At 74.1% G+C, this 18,700-nt stretch carries 15 protein-coding genes and 1 tRNA gene; 11 read left to right on the plus strand and 5 right to left on the minus strand.

What is annotated here, in order from left to right:
* Positions 1 to 182: 182 nt before the first annotated feature.
* Positions 183 to 1,283: an ABC transporter ATP-binding protein gene (locus tag FHU37_RS22745; RefSeq protein ID WP_179816550.1), complete on the minus strand. Its 1,101-nt coding sequence runs from the start codon at positions 1,281 to 1,283 to the stop codon at positions 183 to 185.
* Positions 1,284 to 1,500: 217 nt separating this feature from the next.
* Here FHU37_RS22745 and FHU37_RS22750 point away from each other — a divergent pair, with 217 nt between their 5' ends.
* From FHU37_RS22750 to FHU37_RS22780, 7 genes are all read left to right on the plus strand, one after another.
* A complete protein-coding gene (locus FHU37_RS22750) occupies positions 1,501 to 2,580 on the plus strand; it encodes a LacI family DNA-binding transcriptional regulator (protein ID WP_179816551.1) in 1,080 nt (359 codons plus the stop codon).
* An 88-nt stretch (positions 2,581 to 2,668) separates the two neighbouring features.
* Positions 2,669 to 2,741: transfer RNA gene (locus tag FHU37_RS22755), tRNA-Thr, on the plus strand.
* 157 nt (positions 2,742 to 2,898) lie between these two features.
* On the plus strand, positions 2,899 to 3,171 hold the full coding sequence (locus tag FHU37_RS22760) for a hypothetical protein (RefSeq protein ID WP_179816552.1): 273 nt from the start codon (positions 2,899 to 2,901) through the stop codon (positions 3,169 to 3,171).
* Entirely contained in the window at positions 3,140 to 3,556 is a 417-nt protein-coding gene (locus FHU37_RS22765) for a hypothetical protein (RefSeq protein WP_179816553.1), read from the plus strand. The genes FHU37_RS22760 and FHU37_RS22765 overlap by 32 nt, the downstream gene beginning before the upstream one ends.
* 109 nt (positions 3,557 to 3,665) lie before the next feature.
* Positions 3,666 to 7,145: an NB-ARC domain-containing protein gene (locus FHU37_RS22770; protein ID WP_179816554.1), complete on the plus strand. Its 3,480-nt coding sequence runs from the start codon at positions 3,666 to 3,668 to the stop codon at positions 7,143 to 7,145.
* 806 nt (positions 7,146 to 7,951) lie between these two features.
* Positions 7,952 to 8,896 (plus strand): LysR family transcriptional regulator, encoded by a 945-nt coding sequence (locus FHU37_RS22775; protein WP_179816555.1) that lies wholly within the window; start codon positions 7,952 to 7,954, stop codon positions 8,894 to 8,896.
* A gap of 168 nt (positions 8,897 to 9,064) precedes the next feature.
* Positions 9,065 to 9,607, plus strand: a complete 543-nt coding sequence (locus FHU37_RS22780; RefSeq protein ID WP_179816556.1) for a DapH/DapD/GlmU-related protein — start codon at positions 9,065 to 9,067, stop codon at positions 9,605 to 9,607.
* Positions 9,608 to 9,672: 65 nt separating this feature from the next.
* Here the strand turns inward: FHU37_RS22780 and FHU37_RS22785 are convergent, their stop codons facing one another.
* Both FHU37_RS22785 and FHU37_RS22790 read right to left on the minus strand, forming a co-directional pair.
* Positions 9,673 to 10,980 carry a sensor histidine kinase gene (locus FHU37_RS22785; protein WP_312892806.1) on the minus strand — a complete coding sequence of 436 codons (1,308 nt, stop codon included), beginning with the start codon at positions 10,978 to 10,980 and terminating at the stop codon, positions 9,673 to 9,675.
* Entirely contained in the window at positions 10,977 to 11,633 is a 657-nt protein-coding gene (locus FHU37_RS22790; RefSeq protein WP_179816557.1) for a response regulator transcription factor, read from the minus strand. Before FHU37_RS22790 ends, FHU37_RS22785 begins: the two co-directional genes overlap by 4 nt.
* Positions 11,634 to 11,906: 273 nt before the next feature.
* On the opposite strand from FHU37_RS22790, the gene FHU37_RS22795 reads away from it, so the two are divergent.
* The 4 genes from FHU37_RS22795 (at position 11,907) to FHU37_RS22810 (ending at position 15,590) form a co-directional block, all read left to right on the plus strand.
* The gene (locus FHU37_RS22795; protein WP_179816558.1) at positions 11,907 to 12,449 is read left to right on the plus strand and encodes a hypothetical protein; all 543 of its coding nucleotides are present in this window, start codon (positions 11,907 to 11,909) and stop codon (positions 12,447 to 12,449) included.
* Positions 12,450 to 12,622: 173 nt separating this feature from the next.
* Entirely contained in the window at positions 12,623 to 13,654 is a 1,032-nt protein-coding gene (locus FHU37_RS22800) for a peptidoglycan-binding protein (protein ID WP_312892807.1), read from the plus strand.
* Entirely contained in the window at positions 13,651 to 14,352 is a 702-nt protein-coding gene (locus FHU37_RS22805) for an ABC transporter ATP-binding protein (RefSeq protein WP_179816560.1), read from the plus strand. Before FHU37_RS22800 ends, FHU37_RS22805 begins: the two co-directional genes overlap by 4 nt.
* Positions 14,352 to 15,590 (plus strand): ABC transporter permease, encoded by a 1,239-nt coding sequence (locus tag FHU37_RS22810; RefSeq protein ID WP_179816561.1) that lies wholly within the window; start codon positions 14,352 to 14,354, stop codon positions 15,588 to 15,590. Before FHU37_RS22805 ends, FHU37_RS22810 begins: the two co-directional genes overlap by 1 nt.
* Before the next feature lie 133 nt (positions 15,591 to 15,723).
* On the opposite strand, the gene FHU37_RS22815 is transcribed toward FHU37_RS22810, so the two are convergent.
* Together FHU37_RS22815 and FHU37_RS22820 are read right to left on the minus strand one after the other, a co-directional pair.
* A complete protein-coding gene (locus FHU37_RS22815; RefSeq protein ID WP_179817296.1) occupies positions 15,724 to 17,220 on the minus strand; it encodes a carboxylesterase/lipase family protein in 1,497 nt (498 codons plus the stop codon).
* Positions 17,221 to 17,378: 158 nt separating this feature from the next.
* Positions 17,379 to 18,692: an RNA polymerase sigma factor gene (locus FHU37_RS22820; RefSeq protein ID WP_179816562.1), complete on the minus strand. Its 1,314-nt coding sequence runs from the start codon at positions 18,690 to 18,692 to the stop codon at positions 17,379 to 17,381.
* Positions 18,693 to 18,700 lie beyond the last annotated feature (8 nt).

Here is an 18,700-nt window from a genome sequence, read left to right on the forward strand (position 1 = left end):
GCGGCAACGCCCCGGCGGCGTGTCCGCGGGGACGGCGGGGGAGGGGGAGGCGTCCACGGCCGGGACGGCGGGACGGCGGGCACGGCGCGCGACGGCGGGAGCGCCCGGGCGCAAACGCGACCGCTCCCTCCCGGCGGTGGAGCAGCCGGGAGGGAGCGTCGTCGCTGGGCCGTGCGCCCGGGTCAGTCGCTGAGGCGCTCGCCGGAGCGGGTCGAGAACAGGTGGGTCTCGCCGGTGCGCGGCACCACGCGGATGGTCTCGCCCTTGAACGGCACCTGACGGCCGTTGACGTGCACCACCAGGTCGACGTTCTTGCCGCCCACCTTGGCGCTGCCGTAGATGTTGGCGTCCGCGCCCAGCTCCTCGACGACGTCCACGACGACCTCGAGGCCCTCGGCCTTGCCCTCGGAGGACACGATGTCCAGGTGCTCCGGGCGGACACCCAGGGTGGCGGTGGAGGCGCCCTCGTCGGCGGCCTGCTTCACGGCCTCGCGGGACAGCGGCACCACGCTGGAGCCGAACTGCACGCCGCCGTCGACCAGCGGCAGCTCCAGCAGGTTCATCGCCGGGGAGCCGATGAAGCCGGCCACGAAGACGTTCGCCGGACGGTCGAACATCTCGCGCGGGGTGCCGACCTGCTGCAGCAGGCCGTCCTTGAGCACCGCGACGCGGTCGCCCATGGTCATGGCCTCGATCTGGTCGTGGGTGACGTAGACCGTGGTGACGCCCAAGCGGCGCTGCAGCGAGGCGATCTGGGTACGGGTGGAGGCACGGAGCTTGGCGTCCAGGTTGGACAGCGGCTCGTCCATGAGGAAGACCTGCGGCTCGCGGACGATGGCGCGGCCCATCGCGACACGCTGTCGCTGACCACCGGAGAGCGCCTTCGGCTTGCGGTCGAGGTACTGCGTCAGGTCGAGGATCTTGGCGGCCTCCTCGACGCGGGTGCGGATCTCCGCCTTGTTCACGCCGGCGATCTTCAGCGCGAAGCCCATGTTGTCGGCGACCGACATGTGCGGGTACAGCGCGTAGTTCTGGAAAACCATCGCGATGTCGCGGTCCTTCGGCGGCAGGTGCGTCACGTCGCGGTCGCCGATGTGGATCGAGCCGCTGTTGACGTCCTCCAGGCCGGCGAGCATGCGCAGGGAGGTGGACTTGCCGCAGCCGGAGGGCCCGACCAGGACGAGGAACTCGCCGTCGGCGATGTCCAGGTTCAGGGCGTTGACGGCGGGGCGCTCGGCCCCCGGGTAGACGCGAGACGCCTGGCGGTACGTGACCGTAGCCATGACTGTGTACTTCCCTTCACCGGCAGGAACGTGCCGGACGATCCGAGTAAAGGAACCGGGGGACCGCGCACACGACGACGCCACGGACGGGCAGCCCTGCGGGTCCTCTCCACCGTCCTCGGCGGAGTTGGCTTGACGCTACCCGCGCCTTAGCGAAAAGTCAGTAGTCCGATCGCGACGGTTCGAACACGCTGCGTTGCAGACTATGGTTCGAACCATGCGTGCACGGCTGGCGGACATCGCGGCACAGGCTGGGGTCAGCGAGGCGACGGTGAGCCGCGTCCTCAACGGCAGACCGGGGGTCGCCGAGCACACCCGGCAGGCCGTGCTCACCGCCCTCGACGTGCTGGGTTTCGAACGCCCCGCGCGGCTGCGGCGGCGCGGCACCGGCCTGGTCGGCCTGATCGTGCCGGAGCTGGACAACCCGGTCTTCCCGGCCATCGCCCAGTCCGTGGAGCGCGCCCTGGCCCAGTACGGCCACACCCCGGTGCTGTGCACCCAGATCCCCGGCGGCTTCTCGGAGGACGACTACACCGAGATGCTGATGGAGCGCGGGGTGTCCGGCATCGTCTTCGTCTCCGGCCTGCACTCCGACAGCACCGCGGACACCGGCCGCTACACCCGGCTGCTCGACCGGGGCCTGCCCATGGTGTTCGTCAACGGCTGCGCCGAGGGCCTCCAGGCCACCTTCGTCTCCAGCGACGAGGCGGGCGCCGCCCAGCTGTCCGTCCACCACCTCGCCGATCTCGGCCACCGCCGCATCGGCCTGGCCGTGGGCCCGCTGCGCTACGTCCCCACCGCCCGCAAGGCGGCGGGCTTCCGCGCCGCGATGGCCGAGCGCTTCGGCCCCGCCTCCGACGTCGCCCGCGCCGCCGCCCTGCCCGAGGGCGGCCTGCTGGAGCAGTCCCTGTTCACCGTCGAGGGCGGCCAGGCCGCCGCCGGCCCGCTCCTCGACCGCGGCGCCACCGCCCTGATCTGCGCCAACGACCTGATGGCGCTCGGCGCGATCCGCACCGTCCGGCAACGCGGCCTGCGCGTCCCGGAGGACGTCTCGGTCGTCGGCTACGACGACTCGCCGCTCATCGGCTTCACCGACCCCCCGCTGACCACCGTCCGCCAGCCCGTCCACGCCATGGGCCAGGCCGCGGTCCGCGCCCTCCAGGACGCCATCGCCGGCGACCGCCCGCCGCGCACCGAACTCCTCTTCGCCCCCGAACTCGTCGTCCGCGCCTCCACCGCCCCGGCCCCGGCCCCCGTCCCCACCACCGCCCCGGCCCCCGAATCCTGGGTCGGCTGACCCTCCCCGAAGCACCCCCCAAAACCACCTGCCCACCAGCATCTTCTTGTGTACAGTGGTCCCGCGCGCGCCCCCACGCGACCCACCCGCCGCCTTAGCTCAGCTGGTAGAGCAACGCTCTTGTAAAGCGTAGGTCGTCGGTTCGATCCCGACAGGCGGCTCTCCTCCAGGCCAGGTCAGACCCCGTCTGACCTGGCCTTCTGCGTTGGGGCTTCGTCAAGGCGGGGTCGGAGTGAAGGGGTGTGGAAGGCGGGGGAGGCCAAGGGGAGGCCATTGGTGCATGGCGAGCGCGAGGGTCTCCGCCTCTAGGGTGGGTTCATGGCGGACGTGCGAGAGAGCGTGCAGTTCAAGGCGCTGGTGACCAAGGCCAACGCCGTGCTGCTCACCCGGGGGCTGGAGATCGAGCCCATCGCCCTGGTGGACGTCGTCGCCCACATGGTCGACGCGATCGCCGAGCAGACCGGGCTGGACCCGGAGGAGGCGGTTCACCTGGTCCCGTCCGACACGGTCGCCGAGGCCATCGCCCGCGCGTCGGACGAGCAGGCCGAAGGAGCCGGAAATGTCCACGCCCGTGCGTCCCGTCCGCGTTGACCAACGGATGGTGCCCGTGGATGGTCAGTCGCTTGGGTGGCTGGTGATGACGGCGGCCCAGGTGGGCAAGTACGCCTACCTCAACGGGGACAGCCGCTCTGCTTCCCATGTCCTCGACCTCGCCACCGAACTCGGGGCTGCCCTTGCTCAGGCCGACGGCAGCCCGGAGGGTTCGGTGCCGGTCGGGGTGCTGGAGGAGTTGGCCGATCTTGCTGAAGCGACGGCCGACCATGTTGAGCGGGACGGATGGAGCCTGTGCGACTGCGGCGAGCCGCACGGTGAGGACAACGTGGACGCGGGGGCCGCGGCGGTGATGCGCGCTCATGCTGCCCTCGCCCGCGCCTTGTGTGCCCCTGGGGCGGCCGGTTCGCAGGAGCGTGGCTGACACGCGCCAGCGCTGCGGTGATTCCGCCATGGTGAGGGTCGCGGGGCGGTAGTCTCCGCGCCGGTGACCAGGCTTGGGGGTTGCGTTGCGGGGCCGTGTTGTCGCGTTGGTGGTGCTGGCGGGGGTTGCGGCGGCGCTGGCGGTGTTGCTGGGGGCGGCGGTGAACGCCGCTACCGGTGCCGAGCGTTGGCCTGGGCCGCTGGATGTGGTGCGGGAGCGTCCGTGGTGGTCGGTCGCGGCGATCGGGTCGCTCACGGTCCTGGGCGCAGTGGCGGCGGCGTGGATTCAGGAGCGCGCCCCGGCGGACGGGGGTGATCCGCCTCCGCCACCACCGCCGGTGGTTCCGGGGTGGTTCGTGGACCGGGCCCAGGCCCGCGAGGTCGTGGCGGCCGTGTGCCGTGATGGGCAGGCGGTGGGCATCACCACCTCGCTGTACGGCGCGGGTGGTTTCGGCAAGACGACCCTGGCCACGGCCGTGGCCGCGCACCGGCGTGTGCGGCGCCACTTCCGTTCCCGGGTCTACACCGTCACCATCGGCCGGGACGTGCGCGGGCCGGCCGCTGTTGCCGCCAAGGTGGCCGAGGCCACTCGGTTCATCACCGGCGACACCACCGAGTTCGACGATCCCGAACTGGCCGGCGCCCACCTCGGACGCCTGCTGGACCAGCGTCCCCGCACGCTGCTCGTCCTCGACGACGTCTGGGAGACCGAGCAACTCGCACCCTTCCTCCATGGCGGCCGGCGATGCGTGCGGCTGATCACCACGCGCAACCCCGGACTCCTGCCGACCGGCACGGAGCGCATCCCAGTCGACGAGATGACCCCCGAACAGGCCAGGGCCCTCCTCACCTTGGAACTAGCGTCCCTCCCGGCCGAGGTAGTCGACGGCCTGCTCCAGGCCACCGGACGCTGGGCCCTCCTCCTGCGCCTGACCAACCGGCAGATAACCGAACAGGTGGCCACAGGCGCCGATCCAGTCGTTGCCGCGCAGCGAATCCTTGACCAACTGCGCGCGGCGGGCCCCGCGGCGGTGGATGAACCCGCCTCCGCTTGGAATCTGGACGACCCCCGGCTCCGAAACCAGGCCGTCGAGGCATCGATCCAGGCCGCTGCCACTCTGCTGCCACCGGGCGGCGCCGACCGCTTCATGGAACTCGGCATCTTCGCCGAAGACGAGCCGATCCCGGTGTCTGCCGTCGCGCTGCTGTGGCGGGCCACCAGTTCTCTGAGCGAAGAGCAGACCCGTGCGCTGTGTCGCGGCCTGGAACGGCTATCCCTGATCAGCCTCGATCCGCGGGACGGCGGCCGGATCCGTCTGCACGACATCATCCGCGACTACCTCCGCGCCACCCTGGGCCGGGACAGGTTGGCCCGCCTCAACGGCCAGCTCGTCGACACTGTTGCCGCACAGCTGCCCCCAGCCCAGCCACTCGCCTCCGTCGTAGCCGATCCGCAGCGCGCCTGGTGGGAACTGCAGGACCACTACCTGTTGGACCACCTCATCGATCACCTCCTCGCCGCCGGCCGCACCAGGGACGCCGAGGGCGTCGCGGGCGACCTGCGCTGGGTCGAGACCCGCCTGACACAACGCGGCCCCACCGCCCCCTGGAACGACCTCGACCGCATCGACACCCCCTACACCCGCCCCCTCGCCCGCAGCCTCACCCAGGCCGCCCACCTCCTCACCCCCACCACGCCACCCCGCGCCCTGACCACCGTCCTCCACCAACGCCTCCACAACCACCCGCACTGGCACCCCCAGATCGCCACCCGCCAGCACGACCCCGCCCTACGCCCCTGCCTCATCAACCAATGGCCCCCACCCGACACCCCCCACCCCGCGGTCCAACGCACCTTCGTCGGTCATGCCGGTCCGGTGTTTTCGGTGGCGGTTGCGCCTGATGGCGTCTGGCTGGCCACAGGTAGCTGGGACGGGACGGTGCGGGTGTGGGATCGGGTGACGGGTGCCTGTACGGCCACGTTCACCAGCGCCCGTGGGGTCGAGTCGGTGGCGGTTGCGCCTGATGGCACCTGGCTGGCCTCAGGCGGCTCCGATGGGGTGGTGCGGGTGTGGGATCGGGTGACGGGTGCTTGTACGGCGACGCTCACCGGTCACGCCTCTGCGGTGTCATCGGTGGCGGTTGCGCCTGATGGCACCTGGCTGGCCTCAGGCGGCGACGGGGTGGTGAGGGTGTGGGATCGGGTGACGGGTGCCTGCACGGCCACGCTCACCAGCACTCGTGGGGAGTTCTCAGTGGCGGTTGCGCCTGATGGTGCCTGGCTGGCCTCAGGCGGCTCCGATGGGGTGGTGCGGGTGTGGGATCGGGTGACGGGTGCCTGTACGGCGACGCTGACCGGTCACGGCGGTGGGGTGTTGTCGGTGGCGGTTGCGCCTGATGGTGCCTGGCTGGCCACGGGCGGCTCCGATGGGGTGGTGCGGGTGTGGGATCGGGTGACGGGTGCCTGTACGGCGACGCTGACCGGTCACGGCGGTGGGGTGTTGTCGGTGGCGGTTGCGCCTGATGGTGCCTGGCTGGCCACGGGCGGCTCCGATGGGGTGGTGCGGGTGTGGGATCGGGTGACGGGTGCCTGTACGGCGACGCTCACTGGTCACGCCTCTGCGGTGTCGTCGGTGGCGGTTGCGCCTGATGGTGCCTGGCTGGCCACGGGTAGCTCCGACGGGACGGTGCGGGTTTGGGATTCCCGCCACGTGGGTCAACTACCCGCTCCTGCGGGTCAGGCTGGCTCAGTGTTTTCGGTGGCGGTTGCGCCTGATGGTGCCTGGCTGGCCTCGGGCGGCTCCGATGGGGTGGTGCGGGTGTGGGATCGGGTGACGGGTGCCTGTACGGCGACGCTGACCGGTCACGGCGGTGGGGTGTTGTCGGTGGGTGTTGCTTCTGATGGCAGTTGGCTGGCCACGGGTAGCTCCGATGGGGTGGTGCGGGTGTGGGATCGGGTGACGGGTGCCTGTACGGCGACGCTGACCGGTCACGGCGGTGGGGTGTTGTCGGTGGTGGTTGCGCCTGATGGTGCCTGGCTGGCCGCAGGCGGCTCCGATGGGGTGGTGCGGGTGTGGGATCGGGTGACGAGTACCTGTACGGCGACGCTCACCGGTCACGCCTCTGCGGTGTTGTCGGTGGCGGTTGCGCCTGATGGTGCCTGGCTGGCCGCAGGCGGTGAGGACGGGATGGTGCGGGTGTGGGATCGGGTGACGGGTGCCTGCGCGGCCACGCTCACCGGCCACAGCGATGGGGTGTTGTCGGTGGGTGTTGCTTCTGATGGCAGTTGGCTGGCCACGGGTAGCTCCGATGGGAGGGTGCGGGTGTGGGATCGGGTGACGGGTGCCTGTACGGCCACGCTCGCCGGCCACAGGGGTGGGGTGACGTCAGTGGCGGTTGCTCCCGTCGGCAGCTGGCTCGCCACCACCGGCAGCGATGGGACGGTGCGGATCTGGGATGTCATGGAATGGGACACCGTGGCGGTCGCGCGGGCTGATGGGGCACTGCATTCGTGTGCCTGGGTGGGATCGACTCTCGACCTCATGGTGGGGGGAGAGCGAGGCGTGTATCTCTTCAGCTTCCTGCCGTGACGCCTCATCCTGCGAGCCCGCAGCCTGGACGAAGGGGCTGTCTCGTCCGGTGTTGTGCCCGATGACTGAACAAGGCGGTGGCGCTGCCCCAGCAGGTGCAGGGGGCAGCGCCACTCTTCATTGATCCTGCGTTACGCGGTGTCTTTGCTCTCGGGGGGCCTGCGGCGTGAGGTGGGCCTGGTGCTTCGGGGAGCGGTGGCTCGCGTTGCCTGGCCGTCCACGGCGTGGAGGCGGCGGCGGGTGCGGGGGACGAGTTGGACGACGGCTTCGGCGGCGGCTCGGGCGAGTTCGTCGAGGACGGACGGGAAGACCCCGCCGGGGTGGAGCCAGGAGCCGTTCTCCTCGGTGAAGATGCGGCCGGTTTCGATCCAGGCTTCCCTGCGGCGGCGCGTTCCTTGGCTTGGCGGCGCTTGTGGTCGCGCAGGCCGGCGTCGGTCTACTCGTCGAGGGGGCGATGACGCGGATGCCCGCGTTGGTCTTGGGTTCGCCCTCGATGATGTCCCAGCCGTCCTGGACGAGTTGGGTGGCGATGGCGAGGGACTCGTTGCGGGAGTCGTGGTCGACCCAGCAGGCTCCGCAGGCTTCGCCGCGGCGGGGACCGGCCTGCTCCGGGGTCCAGACCATGACCGGGGAGGGCTTCTTGCCGTTGGCCCGCCACAGCTGGATGCGTTCCTCCGTCCAGACCAGGGCTTTCGGCCTGGTGACGGTGGCCAACTCGACGTGCGCGGCGGGGGTGAACGGGGCCATGCGCTCAACCGACTCCCGGTGGGCCACAACGGTCGGTTGGGGGCCCCTACGATCGGGCGGTGGACACCGAGGCAGTGCGATCGTTCGTCCGGGCGGCCGAGCTCGGGCGGTTGGGGCGTGTGGCGGACGAGCTGGGCGTGACGCAGCAGGCGGTCTCCAAGCGGATCGCGGCGCTGGAGCGGGATCTGGAGGTCCGTCTGTTCACGCGTACCGCCCGGGGGGTCGAGCTGACGCTGGATGGTCAGGCGTTCCTGCCCCATGCGCGGAGCATCGTCGCGGGGGTCGAGCGTGCCGTCACGGCGGTCAGGCCGGGCTCCCGGGCGCTCCGGGTCGACGTGCTCGGCCTGCGGAGCGCGCAGGCCGTCGTGCTGCACGAGTACTGGCGGTCGCGTCCCGGAACCGCGCTCGACGTGGTGACGCTCCGCGTCGACGATCCGCGGGTGGCGGCCGCCGCCGTCGAGGCCGGTGACGTCGACGCGTCATTCCGGAGCGTCACGGACCCGGCAGCGCTGCCGCCCGGCGTGCGGATGGTCCATGCGTTCGACTCCCCGCTGGAGCTCCTCGTCGGGCCGGGGCATCCGCTCGCCTCCGCACCGAGGCTGAGCCCGGCGCAGCTGCGCGGGCACCGGATATGGGTGCCGGGTATCGCGCCCCGCAGCGAGTGGGGGGAGTTCTACGACGAGCTGGCCACCGAGTTCGACCTGCGGATCGACGCCGCCGGGCCGCACTTCGGAGACGAGGTGCTCCTGGAGACGCTCGCGGAGTCCGCGGACGTGGCCACGCTGGTCGGGGCGCGCGACCGCTACATCTGGCCGGCGGAGCACGACCTGCGCCGCATCCCCGTCGTCGGTCCGGCGCTCGCGTACCCGCTCTCGCTCCTCCTCCCCGGAGCGAACCCGCATCCGGGGCTCCGCGGGGTCATCGCCCACCTCGCGGGCCTGCCAAGGCTCCCCGGGGCGGTCTGGCGCCCGTCCTGGGCGACGACGCCGCCGCGGCACGGGTGACCCGAACCGGCCGGCGAAACAGCGGCCTCCGCCAGGACCCGGTGAGTCCTGCCCCGGCACACCGGCACACCGGCACACCGGCACACCGGCACACCGGCACATCGGCACACAGTCACACCGACACACCGTCAGCGTCGGTACAACGTCGACACCAGGAGGGATCGCGGCGTGTCCAGCGACCGTCTCATGCGCATCCACGGCCCCGAGTTCCGGGCCATGGCCGACCGGGTGCTGCGGGTCACCGAGCTCACCTCCCGGCTGAACGTCCTGCCGTTCGAGGACGAAGCGGGCAGGGCGGAGCTGCTCGAACGGATACTCGGCAGGCCCCTGCCTGCCTCCTGCACGATCTATCCCCCCTTCTACACGGACCACGGCCTCCGCCTCGACCTCGCCGAGCGCGTGTTCGTCAACCAGAACTGCACGTTCCTGGACTACGCCGGCATCCGGCTCGGCGAGCGCGTGATGGTGGGGCCGCGGGTCACGTTCGTCACCGTCGGCCACCCGGTCGATCCCGGGGAGCGGCGGCGGTACCTCACCGGCGCGCCCATCGACGTGGCGGAGAACGTGTGGATCGGCGCCGGTGCGACGATCCTGCCCGGGGTCAGTATCGGGCGTGACGCCGTGGTCGCCGCCGGCGCGGTCGTGGCCGACGACGTCCCGCCGGCCAGCCTGGTGACCGGGGCCAAGGCGGCCGTGCGGCGGAGCTGGTGACGAGCCCTCCGGGCGCCGCGCCTCGCCCCCTACCGGCCCCGGAGCCTGGGCGGTCGTCGAACGGGTCAGGGTGGTGGGGGCGGGAGGGTGACGGTCACGGTGAGGCCGCCGGTGGGGCGGGCGCGGGCGGTGACCTCGCCGCCGTGGGCGTGGGCGATCGAGCGGACGATGGACAGGCCGAGGCCGGCGCCCTTCGCGCCGACCAGGCGGTCGGTGCCGAGTCGGCGGAACGGTTCGAAGAGCGTGGGCACCTCGAAGGCCGGCACCAGCGGGCCGGTGTTGCCGACCTCCAGCCGTGCCCGGCCGTCCGGCAGGGTGCGGCTGGTGACGCGCACCCAGCCGTCGGGGCCGGTGTTGTGTCGGATGGCGTTCTCCACCAGGTTGTGCACCAGGCGTTCCAGCAGCAGCGCGTCGCCGGTGGAGGGCGCCTCGCCGGCGTCCTCGTGGACGGTGACGCCGGCCCGTTCCGCCTCCGCGGCGGTGTTGGCGACGACGTGCGCGACGATGTCGGCGAGGTCGACGGGGCACCGGGTGGTGAGTTCCCGTTCGGAGCCGGCGAGCAGCAGCAGGCCGTTGATCAGGCGCTCGTTCCGGGCGTTGATCTCCAGCAGGCTCTCGCCGAGCCGCTTGACGTCCTCGGAGGCCGTCCTGCGGTGCATGGCGACCTCCACCACGGCGCGGACCAGCGTGAGCGGGGTGCGCAGCTCGTGGGAGGCGTTGGCGACGAACCTGCGCTGGCCGTCGAAGGAGCGGTCGAGCCGTTCGACCATGGTGTCGAAGGTGTCGGCGAGGTCCTTGACCTCGTCGTCCGGGCCGCGCAGCGCGATGCGTTCGTGTAGCCCGCGGTCGGCGGCCGGGGCGGCGGCGATCCGGCGGGCGGTGTCGGTGACCCGGTGCAGCGGGGCGAGGACGCGTCCGGCGACCAGCCAGCTGGTGCCGGCCGCGGCGCCGCCGACGACGAGCAGCGCGATCCCGCCCTGGGTGAGCAGCGAGGTGGTCGCGGCGGCGTGCAGTTCGGCGCGCTGCTCGTGCATCCACTCCTCGGCGGCCGTGGCCAGGCCCGTCTCGGGACCGGTTCCGGCCTCGATGGCGTCGAGTTCGGTGCCGGTTCCGGCGATCAGGTACGTCCGCCTGCCGGACGCGTCGGTCGACGCCGACGGGGACGGGCCGGTCGACGACGGGGACGGGGTGGGTTGCCGCTGGCCGCCCTCCGTGGCGGTGATCCGCAGCAGGGGGCCGTCGAGCTGCTGGCTGAACAGGGCGTAGGTGGCGCCGAGCAGCACCACTCCGGCGGCGAGGAACATGCCGCCGTGGATCAGGGTGAGCCGGGCGCGCAGGGTGAGGCGGCCCGGCACGCGTGTGCGGCGCCTCACGGGATGCGGTACCCCACTCCGGTGACGGTCTCGATGACGGGCGGTGCGCCGAGCTTGCGGCGCAGCTTCCAGATGGTGAGCCGGACCGCCGAGGTGAACGGGTCGGCGTTCTCGTCCCACACCTTCTCCAGCAGCACCTCGGCGGAGACCGTGGCGCCGTCGCCGCGCAGCAGTTCGGCGAGCACGGCGAACTCCTTCCGGGAGAGCGGCACGTAGCGGCCGTCCCGGAACACCTCGCGCCGCGCCGGATCCAGGGTGATGCCGGCGCGGCGCAGCACCGGGGGCGCGGCCGGGCGGGAGCGCCGGCCGAGGGCCAGGACGCGGGCGGCGAGTTCGGGGAAGGCGAAGGGCTTGGTGATGTAGTCGTCGGCGCCGAGGCAGAGGCCGAAGACGCGGTCGGTGACGTCGGCGGCGGCGGTGAGCATCAGCACCCGGGTGGGGGTGCCGGCGGCGACCAGTTCGCGGCAGACGTCGTCGCCGTGGACGGCGGGGAGGTCGCGGTCGAGGACGACGACGTCGTAGTCGTTGGTGCCGGCGCGCTCCAGGGCGGCGGCTCCGTCGTTCGCGATGTCGACCGCGTGCGCCTCCTCCCGGAGCCATTCCGCGATCGCGTCGGCGAGCATCGGCTCGTCCTCCACCACCAGCACCCGCATTGCCCGCGCTCCCTCCGCCGGTTCGGGGACGCCGCCATCCCGTGCGGGCGTCCCCCGCGGGCAATGGTGGCCGACGGGGTGTTTCCTCCCCGTCAGTGCCGCGGGGCCGTCAGTGCCGGGGGGCCTGTGGGCCCGGTGGCCGGTGGATGGGCCCGGTGGCCGGTGGGTGGGGGCGGGGTGGGGTGGGGAAACGCCGGGGAAACGCGCCCTCGCGTTGCATCGCCTCCGATCGGCCGGAGACCGCTCCGGCCACGACGATGAGGAGGCGCCGCGATGCGACTGCGGCCCTTGCGGGCGCTGGTGGTCCTGCCGCTGGCACTGACCGTCGCCCTGACCGGATGCGCGTCGGACGACGGCGACGGCGCTGCCGTCGCCTCGGTCGGGGGCGAGGTGGACGACGCCGGATCCGGGAGCGGGACGGGCGCGAGCCTGAGCCCGGAGGAGATGGGCGTGCGGTTCGCCCAGTGCATGCGGGAGAACGGCGTGGACATGGAGGATCCGGAGCCGGGCGGTCCGGGGATCGTGATCCGCGGCGGTTCCGATCCGGCTGTGGTGGAGGCGGCGATGGAGGCCTGCCGGGAGTTCAACCCGCAGGCGAACGGCTCCGGGGAGGCGGATCCGGAGGCGGAGGAGAACGCCCGCGAGTTCGCCGGGTGCATGCGGGAGAACGGGGTGGAGGCGTTCCCGGATCCCGAGCCGGGGCAGCGCGGCGTCCGGATCAACCGGGAGATCGCGGAGGATCCCGACTTCGAGGCCGCGCAGGAGGCGTGCCAGGACATCCTGTCCGCCGGCGGCCCGGCGACGGGAGGCCGGTGATGGCGGGAGCGGGGCCGGCCACGCCGCCCGGTGTGGCGCCGTCGGCGGCCGTGTCCGGCGGGGCCGCCGACCGGGCGCCGGGCGCGGCGGAGGCAGTGGATGTCGCCTCGCCGGGGGATCGGCCGCGGCGCCGGCGGTGGCGGGGCCGGACGGTCGCGGTCGCGGTGGTCGTCGTGGCGGCCGTCGCCGCCGTGGGCGCCGTCTCCGGGTTCGGCGGCGGCGGTGGGGCGTCCGACGACGACGGGGCGGCCGGCGCGGTGCCGGCGAACACCGCCGAGGTCACCCGGCAGACCCTCACCGACGCGCTGACCGTCGACGGGCAGCTCGGCCACGGTCCCGCCACCACCGTCGCGAGCCGGCTGACCGGCACGGTCACCGCGCTGCCGGAGACCGGGGAGGAGATCGGCCGCGGCGAGACGCTGTACGCGGTGGACGACCGGCCGGTGACGCTGATGTACGGCGCGATGCCGGCCTACCGCGCGCTGGAGCCCGGCATCGAGGGGCCGGACGTCAGGCAGCTGGAGGAGAACCTGAGCGCGCTCGGCCACACCGGTTTCACCGTCGACGAGGAGTACACCCACGGCACCGCGGAGGCGGTCCGGCAGTGGCAGGAGGACCGGGGGCTGGAGGAGACCGGCGTGGTCGACCTCGGGCGGGTGGTGTTCGCGCCCGGCGCCGTCAGGGTCGACGGCCTCGCCGCGGCGGAGGGCGATCCCACCGCGCCGGGGCAGGCGGTGCTCTCGCACACCAGCACGACCAAGGCCGTCACCGTGGCGCTGGACCCGGCGGACCAGCGGCTGGCGGAGGTCGGCGCCGCCGTCACCGTGACGCTGCCCGACGACACCCCGGTCGACGGCCGCGTGGCGGAGGTGGCGACGGTGGTGGAGCCGGGCGGACAGGGCGAGGAGGCGCGGACCGAGGTGGAGGTGGTCGTCGAGCTGCCGGACGAGGAGGCGCAGCGGGCAGCCGACGCGTACGCCATGGCGGCGGTGGACGTCACCTTCACCGCCGGCGAGCGCCCGGACGTGCTGACCGTGCCGGTCGCCGCGCTGCTTGCGCTGGCCGAGGGCGGGTTCGGTGTGGAGGTCGTGGAGGGGGAGACGTCCCGCTACCTGCCGGTGGAGACGGGGCTGTTCGCGGGCGGCCGGGTGGAGGTCTCCGGCGAGGGGATCGCCGAGGGCACGATCGTGGGGATGCCGGGATGATCACCCTGACCGACGTGGCCAAGGTCTACCCGGGCGGGGTCGTCGCGCTGGCCGGCGTCTCGCTGCGGATCGGGCGCGGGGAGCTGGTGGCCGTCGTGGGCCCCTCCGGGTCCGGCAAGTCGACGATGCTGAACCTGCTCGGCACCCTGGACCGGCCCTCCTCGGGGAGCGTGTGCATCGACGGCCACGACGTGGCCCGGCTCTCCGACGCCCGTCTCTCCGCCCTGCGGGCGAGCCGGATCGGTTTCGTGTTCCAGCAGTTCCACCTCGCCGCCGGCACGGCGGCGCTGGACAACGTGGCCGACGGGCTCCTGTACTCCGGGCTGCGGCGGGCCGTGCGCCGCCGGCGCGCGGCGGCGGCCCTGGAGCGGGTCGGCCTCGGCCACCGCACGGGGCACCGGCCGCACGAGCTGTCCGGCGGGGAGCGCCAGCGGGTCGCCATCGCCCGGGCCGTGGCCGGGGACCCGCCGCTTCTGCTCGCCGACGAGCCGACCGGGGCGCTGGACTCGGCCTCCGGGGAGGGGGTGATGCGGTTGCTGCGCGAGCTGAACGCCGCCGGCACCACCGTCGTGATCATCACGCACGACCGGGAGATCGCCGCCTCGCTGCCCCGGCAGGTGCGGGTGCGGGACGGCCGGGTGGTCGAGGACTCCGCCGGGGCCGTCGGGGCCGTCGGGGCCGTCGGGGAGGTGTGCTGATGGCTGGGGCGGCGTCGGCGGCCGACGCGTCCGCGCGGGCCGGCGCGCTGCGGCCGGCCCGGCTGTCGCCGCGCGACGTGCTGCGGGTCGGCGCCGTCGGCCTGCGCACCCGCCGGACGCGGGCCTTCCTCTCCTCGCTGGGGATCGCCATCGGCATCGCGGCGATGGTCGCCGTCGTCGGCATCTCCTCCTCCTCGCGCGCCGAGCTGGACCGCACGCTCGCCTCCCTCGGCACCAACCTGCTGAACGTCTCCCCGGGGACCACGATGACCGGTGAACAGGCCCGGTTGCCGGCCACCGCCGAGGAGATGGTGGGGCGGATCGCCCCGGTGGAGTCGGTCTCCGCCATCGGGCGGGTGGAGGACGCGAACGCGTACCGCACCGACCGGATCCCGAAGACCGAGACCAACGGGATCGCCACCTACGCCGCCCGCACCGACCTGCCGGAGACCACCGGGGTGGAGATCGCCAGCGGCACGTGGCTGAACGACGCGACCGGCGGCTACCCGGCGACCGTGCTGGGTGCCACGGCGGCGGAGCGGCTCGGGATCCGCCAGGCCGGCCCGGATGCGCGGGTGCTCGTCGGCGACGAGTGGTTCACCGTCGTCGGCGTCCTGGCACCGGCGCCGCTCGCTCCCGAACTGGACACCGCGGTGCTCGTCGGCTGGCCGGTGGCCGAGTCCGCCCTGGGGTTCGACGGCCTGCCCACCACGGTGTACGCCCGGGCGGCGGACAGCAGCGTGGAGGAGGTCCGCTCGGTGCTCGGCGCCACGGCCAACCCGGAGGCGCCCAACGAGGCCGAGGTCTCCCGCCCGTCCGACGCGCTCGCCGCAGAGCAGGCCGCGGACGAGGCGTTCACCGGGCTGCTGCTCGGCCTGGGCGCGGTGGCGCTGCTCGTCGGCGGCGTCGGGGTGGCCAACACCATGGTCATCTCGGTGCTGGAACGGCGGGCGGAGATCGGCCTGCGCCGGGCGCTCGGCGCGACCCGGGGGCAGATCCGCACCCAGTTCCTCGCCGAGTCGCTGCTGCTGTCCGCCCTCGGCGGGGCCGGGGGCGCGCTGCTCGGCGGCGCGGTCACCACCGGCTACGCGGGTTACCAGGGCTGGCCGACGGTCGTCCCGCTGTGGGCGGTGCTCGGCGGCTTCGGCGCGACGCTGCTGATCGGCGCGCTCGCCGGGCTCTACCCGGCGGTCCGCGCGTCCCGCCTCTCCCCGACGGAGGCCCTGGCCGCGCCCTGACCGGCGTGCGGGAAGGGGGCAACCGGACGGAGGGCCGGGCGGCGGACGGCCGCCCGGCCCCATCCCGCGGGGCCGTGTCCCGTGCTGCCGTGCTTGTGGCCCCGCTTCGTGGCCCGCTTCGAGGCGACGGGGCTCAGGCGCGCAGGCCGCCGATGCGGACGCCGTGCCAGAGGGCGCGGATCCCGGTCGTGTCGTCGTCGGCGAGGCCGTCGGCCGGCACGGACCAGGACCGCACCGGGGTGGTGCTGGCGGTGACCGGGGGCCAGCCGGGGTCGCCGGTGGTCGCGAAGTCCACCCAGGCCCGCCGCATCCGCCGGGAGAGCGCGCGGTCGTCGTCGTCCGGCTCGCCGCCGATCAGGAACGCGGCCCGCGGGTCGTCGACGTGGCCGAAGACGAAGGGGACGTCGGCCGCGTGCCAGGCCCGGACGGGACCGTGCGGGGTGGTGCGCCGCCGGGCGAAGCGGGCCAGGTGGGCCCGGCCGCCGGCACGCGCCTGCTCCTCGGCCAGCCGGCTGGTGTGCTCGCCGAAGAGGCCGTCCCCGAGCAGCGCCAGGTGGACCTCCAGCGGTGTGGCCCGGGGCAGCAGCGCCCGGTAGCCGGCCACCAGCCGGTCGGGGAGGTCGTACTCCCGGGCGAAGCGCGCGAGCTCCGCCCAGGAGGAGATCGGTGCGAGGCTGCCCACCGCGTGGAAGAGCCAGTGCTCCTCCAGGGTGTGGCACAGCAGCAGGTCCACGTCGCGCGCGGCGCCGGCGGAGAGGGCGTCGAGCGGGTCGGTGGGCAGCAGCGTGCCGTCGAGCACGGGGGCGTAGAGCACCGGGTCGTAGTGCAGCGGGCCGGAGTCCGGGTCCGCCCGGTAGGCCCCTGCCACCTGGTCGGTGGCGGCCACCAGTGCCTCGGGCGGCGCGGAGGCCAGGCCCTCGGCGGTGGGGGCGACGCCGGCCGCGGCGGCGATCCGCGCGGTGATCGCGGTGGCGAGGTCGAGCGGGAAGTAGGCGTCGGGCACGCTGTGCGCGATGGCCCGGTGGAAGAGTCCGCGGGCCTCCTCCATGGCGAGCAGGCAGGCGATCGAGCCGGCCCCGGCGGACTGCCCGGCCACCGTGACGTTCCGCGGGTCGCCGCCGAAGCCGGCGATGTTGTCCCGGACCCAGCGCAGGGCGGCCACCTGGTCGAGCAGACCGCGGTTGTCCGGTCGGCCCGGGACGTGCCCGAAGCCCTCGAAGCCCACCCGGTAGTTGCAGGTCACCACGACGAGGCCGGCGCGGGCGAGCTCGGCGCCGTCGTGGTCGGGCTGGGCGGAGGAGCCGAAGGTGTAGGCGCCGCCGTGGATCCACAGCAGCACCGGCAGCGGGCGGTCCGACGGCCGCGGCGCCGGCGCGGGCGTCCACACGTTGAGGCTCAGCACGTCGTGGTCGCCGGGCGACCAGGACGGCGCGTGGGGCAGCCGGGCCGACTGGGGCGGGATCGGGCCGAAGGCCACGCACTCCCGGACGCCGCGCCAGGGCGCGGCCGGCCGCGGCGGCTGGAAGCGGTCGGCGCCGAATGGCGGTGCCGCGTACGGGATGCCGAGCACGGCGACGACGCCCGGGCCGAGGCGCCTGCCGCGCACCCGGCCGCCGGTCGTCCCGAACACCGTCGCGTCGTCCGGCGCCCCGGGCGGTACGCCGTCCGCCGTGCCGTCCGCCGTGCCGTCCGTCGTCTCGAACGCGTTCGCCACGCTGGGGTCCTCTCGCCGGCCGGTGTCGGTGGAAGCGTGACGATACCTTCGCCGCCCCCGGCGGAGCGTGGGAACTACCCGCCCGGCCGGTTCGGGGCGAGGGCGGCGGCCCGGGCCCGGAGGTAGCGCTCCTCCGGGAGGGAGAGGGTGCCGTCGGCGGCGCGCCGGTAGGCCTCGCGGGCGGCCTCCCGCTCACCGGCCAGTTGCAGCAGGTGGGCGCGGACGGCGTGCAGGCGGTGGTGGTCGGCCATGCGGGCGTCCCCCGACAGGGGCTCCAGCACGGCCAGGCCGGCGCGTGGACCGTGCACCATCGCGAGGGCGACGGCGCGGTTGAGGGTGACCATCGGGCCGGGGGCGACCCGGGCGAGGACGTCGTAGAGGGCGAGGATCTGCGGCCAGTCGGTGGACTCGGCGCTGGGGGCCTCGTCGTGGACGGCGGCGATCGCCGCCTGCAGCTGGTAGGGGCCGAGCGGGTGGCGCGCGAGCGCGTCGGTGACCAGGGCGACGCCCTCGGCGATGGCGTCGCCGTTCCAGCGGGAGCGGTCCTGCTCGGCCAGCGGCACGAGCGCGCCGTCCGGGGCGGTGCGGGCGGGGCGCCGGGCGTCGGTGAGGAGCATCAGGGCGAGCAGCCCGGCGACCTCGCCGTCGTCCGGGAGCAGCCGGTGCACGGCGCGGGTCAGCCGGATCGCCTCGGCGGCGAGGTCCGCGCGCTGCAGGCGGTCCCCGGAGCTGGCCGTGTAGCCCTCGTTGAACACCAGGTACAGCACCTGCAGGACGGCGGCCAGGCGTCCCGCCCGTTCCGGACCGGTGGGCTGGCGGAAGGGAACGCCGGAATCCTTGATCCGCTTCTTCGCCCGGCTGATCCGCTGGGCCAGCGTCGCCTCCGGCACGAGGTAGGCGCGGGCGATCTCCGCGGTGGTCAGGCCGCCGACGGCGCGCAGGGTGAGCGCGACCTGGGAGGCCGGGGCGAGCGCCGGATGGCAGCAGAGGAAGAGCAGGGTGAGCGTGTCGTCCTCGGACGGGGCACGGGAGGCGCCGGCGGCCGGGACGGAGGGCCCAGCGGTGGCGGGCTCGGGGGTGGTGGGTTCGTCGGGGGCGGGGGCGAGGAGTTCGTCCCGCGGGGTGAGCGCCGCGGCCGTCTCCTCGCGGCGCCGGCGCGCCTCCTCGGCGCGCAGCTGGTCGATCAGCCGGCGGGACGCCACCCTGATCAGCCAGCCCCGGGGGTTCTGCGGCAGGCCGTCCGTCGGCCACTGGACGGCGGCGGCGAGCAGCGCCTCCTGCACGGCGTCCTCGGCGGCGTCGAAGTGGCCGTAGCGGCGCACGAGCGCGCCGAGGACCTGCGGCGCGTGGCGGCGCAGCAGGTCCTCGGCGACGGGCTGTGGGTCCATCTCACCTC

Source organism: Allostreptomyces psammosilenae, assembly GCF_013407765.1.
Taxonomy (GTDB): domain Bacteria; phylum Actinomycetota; class Actinomycetes; order Streptomycetales; family Streptomycetaceae; genus Allostreptomyces; species Allostreptomyces psammosilenae.

What these genes read in the sequence shown, in the direction of transcription:
- FHU37_RS22745 (WP_179816550.1), bottom strand. Translation starts at nt 1,283, where the DNA reads ATGGCTACGGTCACGTACCGCCAGGCGTCTCGCGTCTACCCGGGGGCC.
- FHU37_RS22750 (WP_179816551.1), top strand. Translation starts at nt 1,501, where the DNA reads ATGCGTGCACGGCTGGCGGACATCGCGGCACAGGCTGGGGTCAGCGAG.
- FHU37_RS22760 (WP_179816552.1), top strand. Translation starts at nt 2,899, where the DNA reads ATGGCGGACGTGCGAGAGAGCGTGCAGTTCAAGGCGCTGGTGACCAAG.
- FHU37_RS22765 (WP_179816553.1), top strand. Translation starts at nt 3,140, where the DNA reads ATGTCCACGCCCGTGCGTCCCGTCCGCGTTGACCAACGGATGGTGCCC.
- FHU37_RS22790 (WP_179816557.1), bottom strand. Translation starts at nt 11,633, where the DNA reads ATGCGGGTGCTGGTGGTGGAGGACGAGCCGATGCTCGCCGACGCGATC.
- FHU37_RS22795 (WP_179816558.1), top strand. Translation starts at nt 11,907, where the DNA reads ATGCGACTGCGGCCCTTGCGGGCGCTGGTGGTCCTGCCGCTGGCACTG.
- FHU37_RS22805 (WP_179816560.1), top strand. Translation starts at nt 13,651, where the DNA reads ATGATCACCCTGACCGACGTGGCCAAGGTCTACCCGGGCGGGGTCGTC.
- FHU37_RS22810 (WP_179816561.1), top strand. Translation starts at nt 14,352, where the DNA reads ATGGCTGGGGCGGCGTCGGCGGCCGACGCGTCCGCGCGGGCCGGCGCG.
- FHU37_RS22820 (WP_179816562.1), bottom strand. Translation starts at nt 18,692, where the DNA reads ATGGACCCACAGCCCGTCGCCGAGGACCTGCTGCGCCGCCACGCGCCG.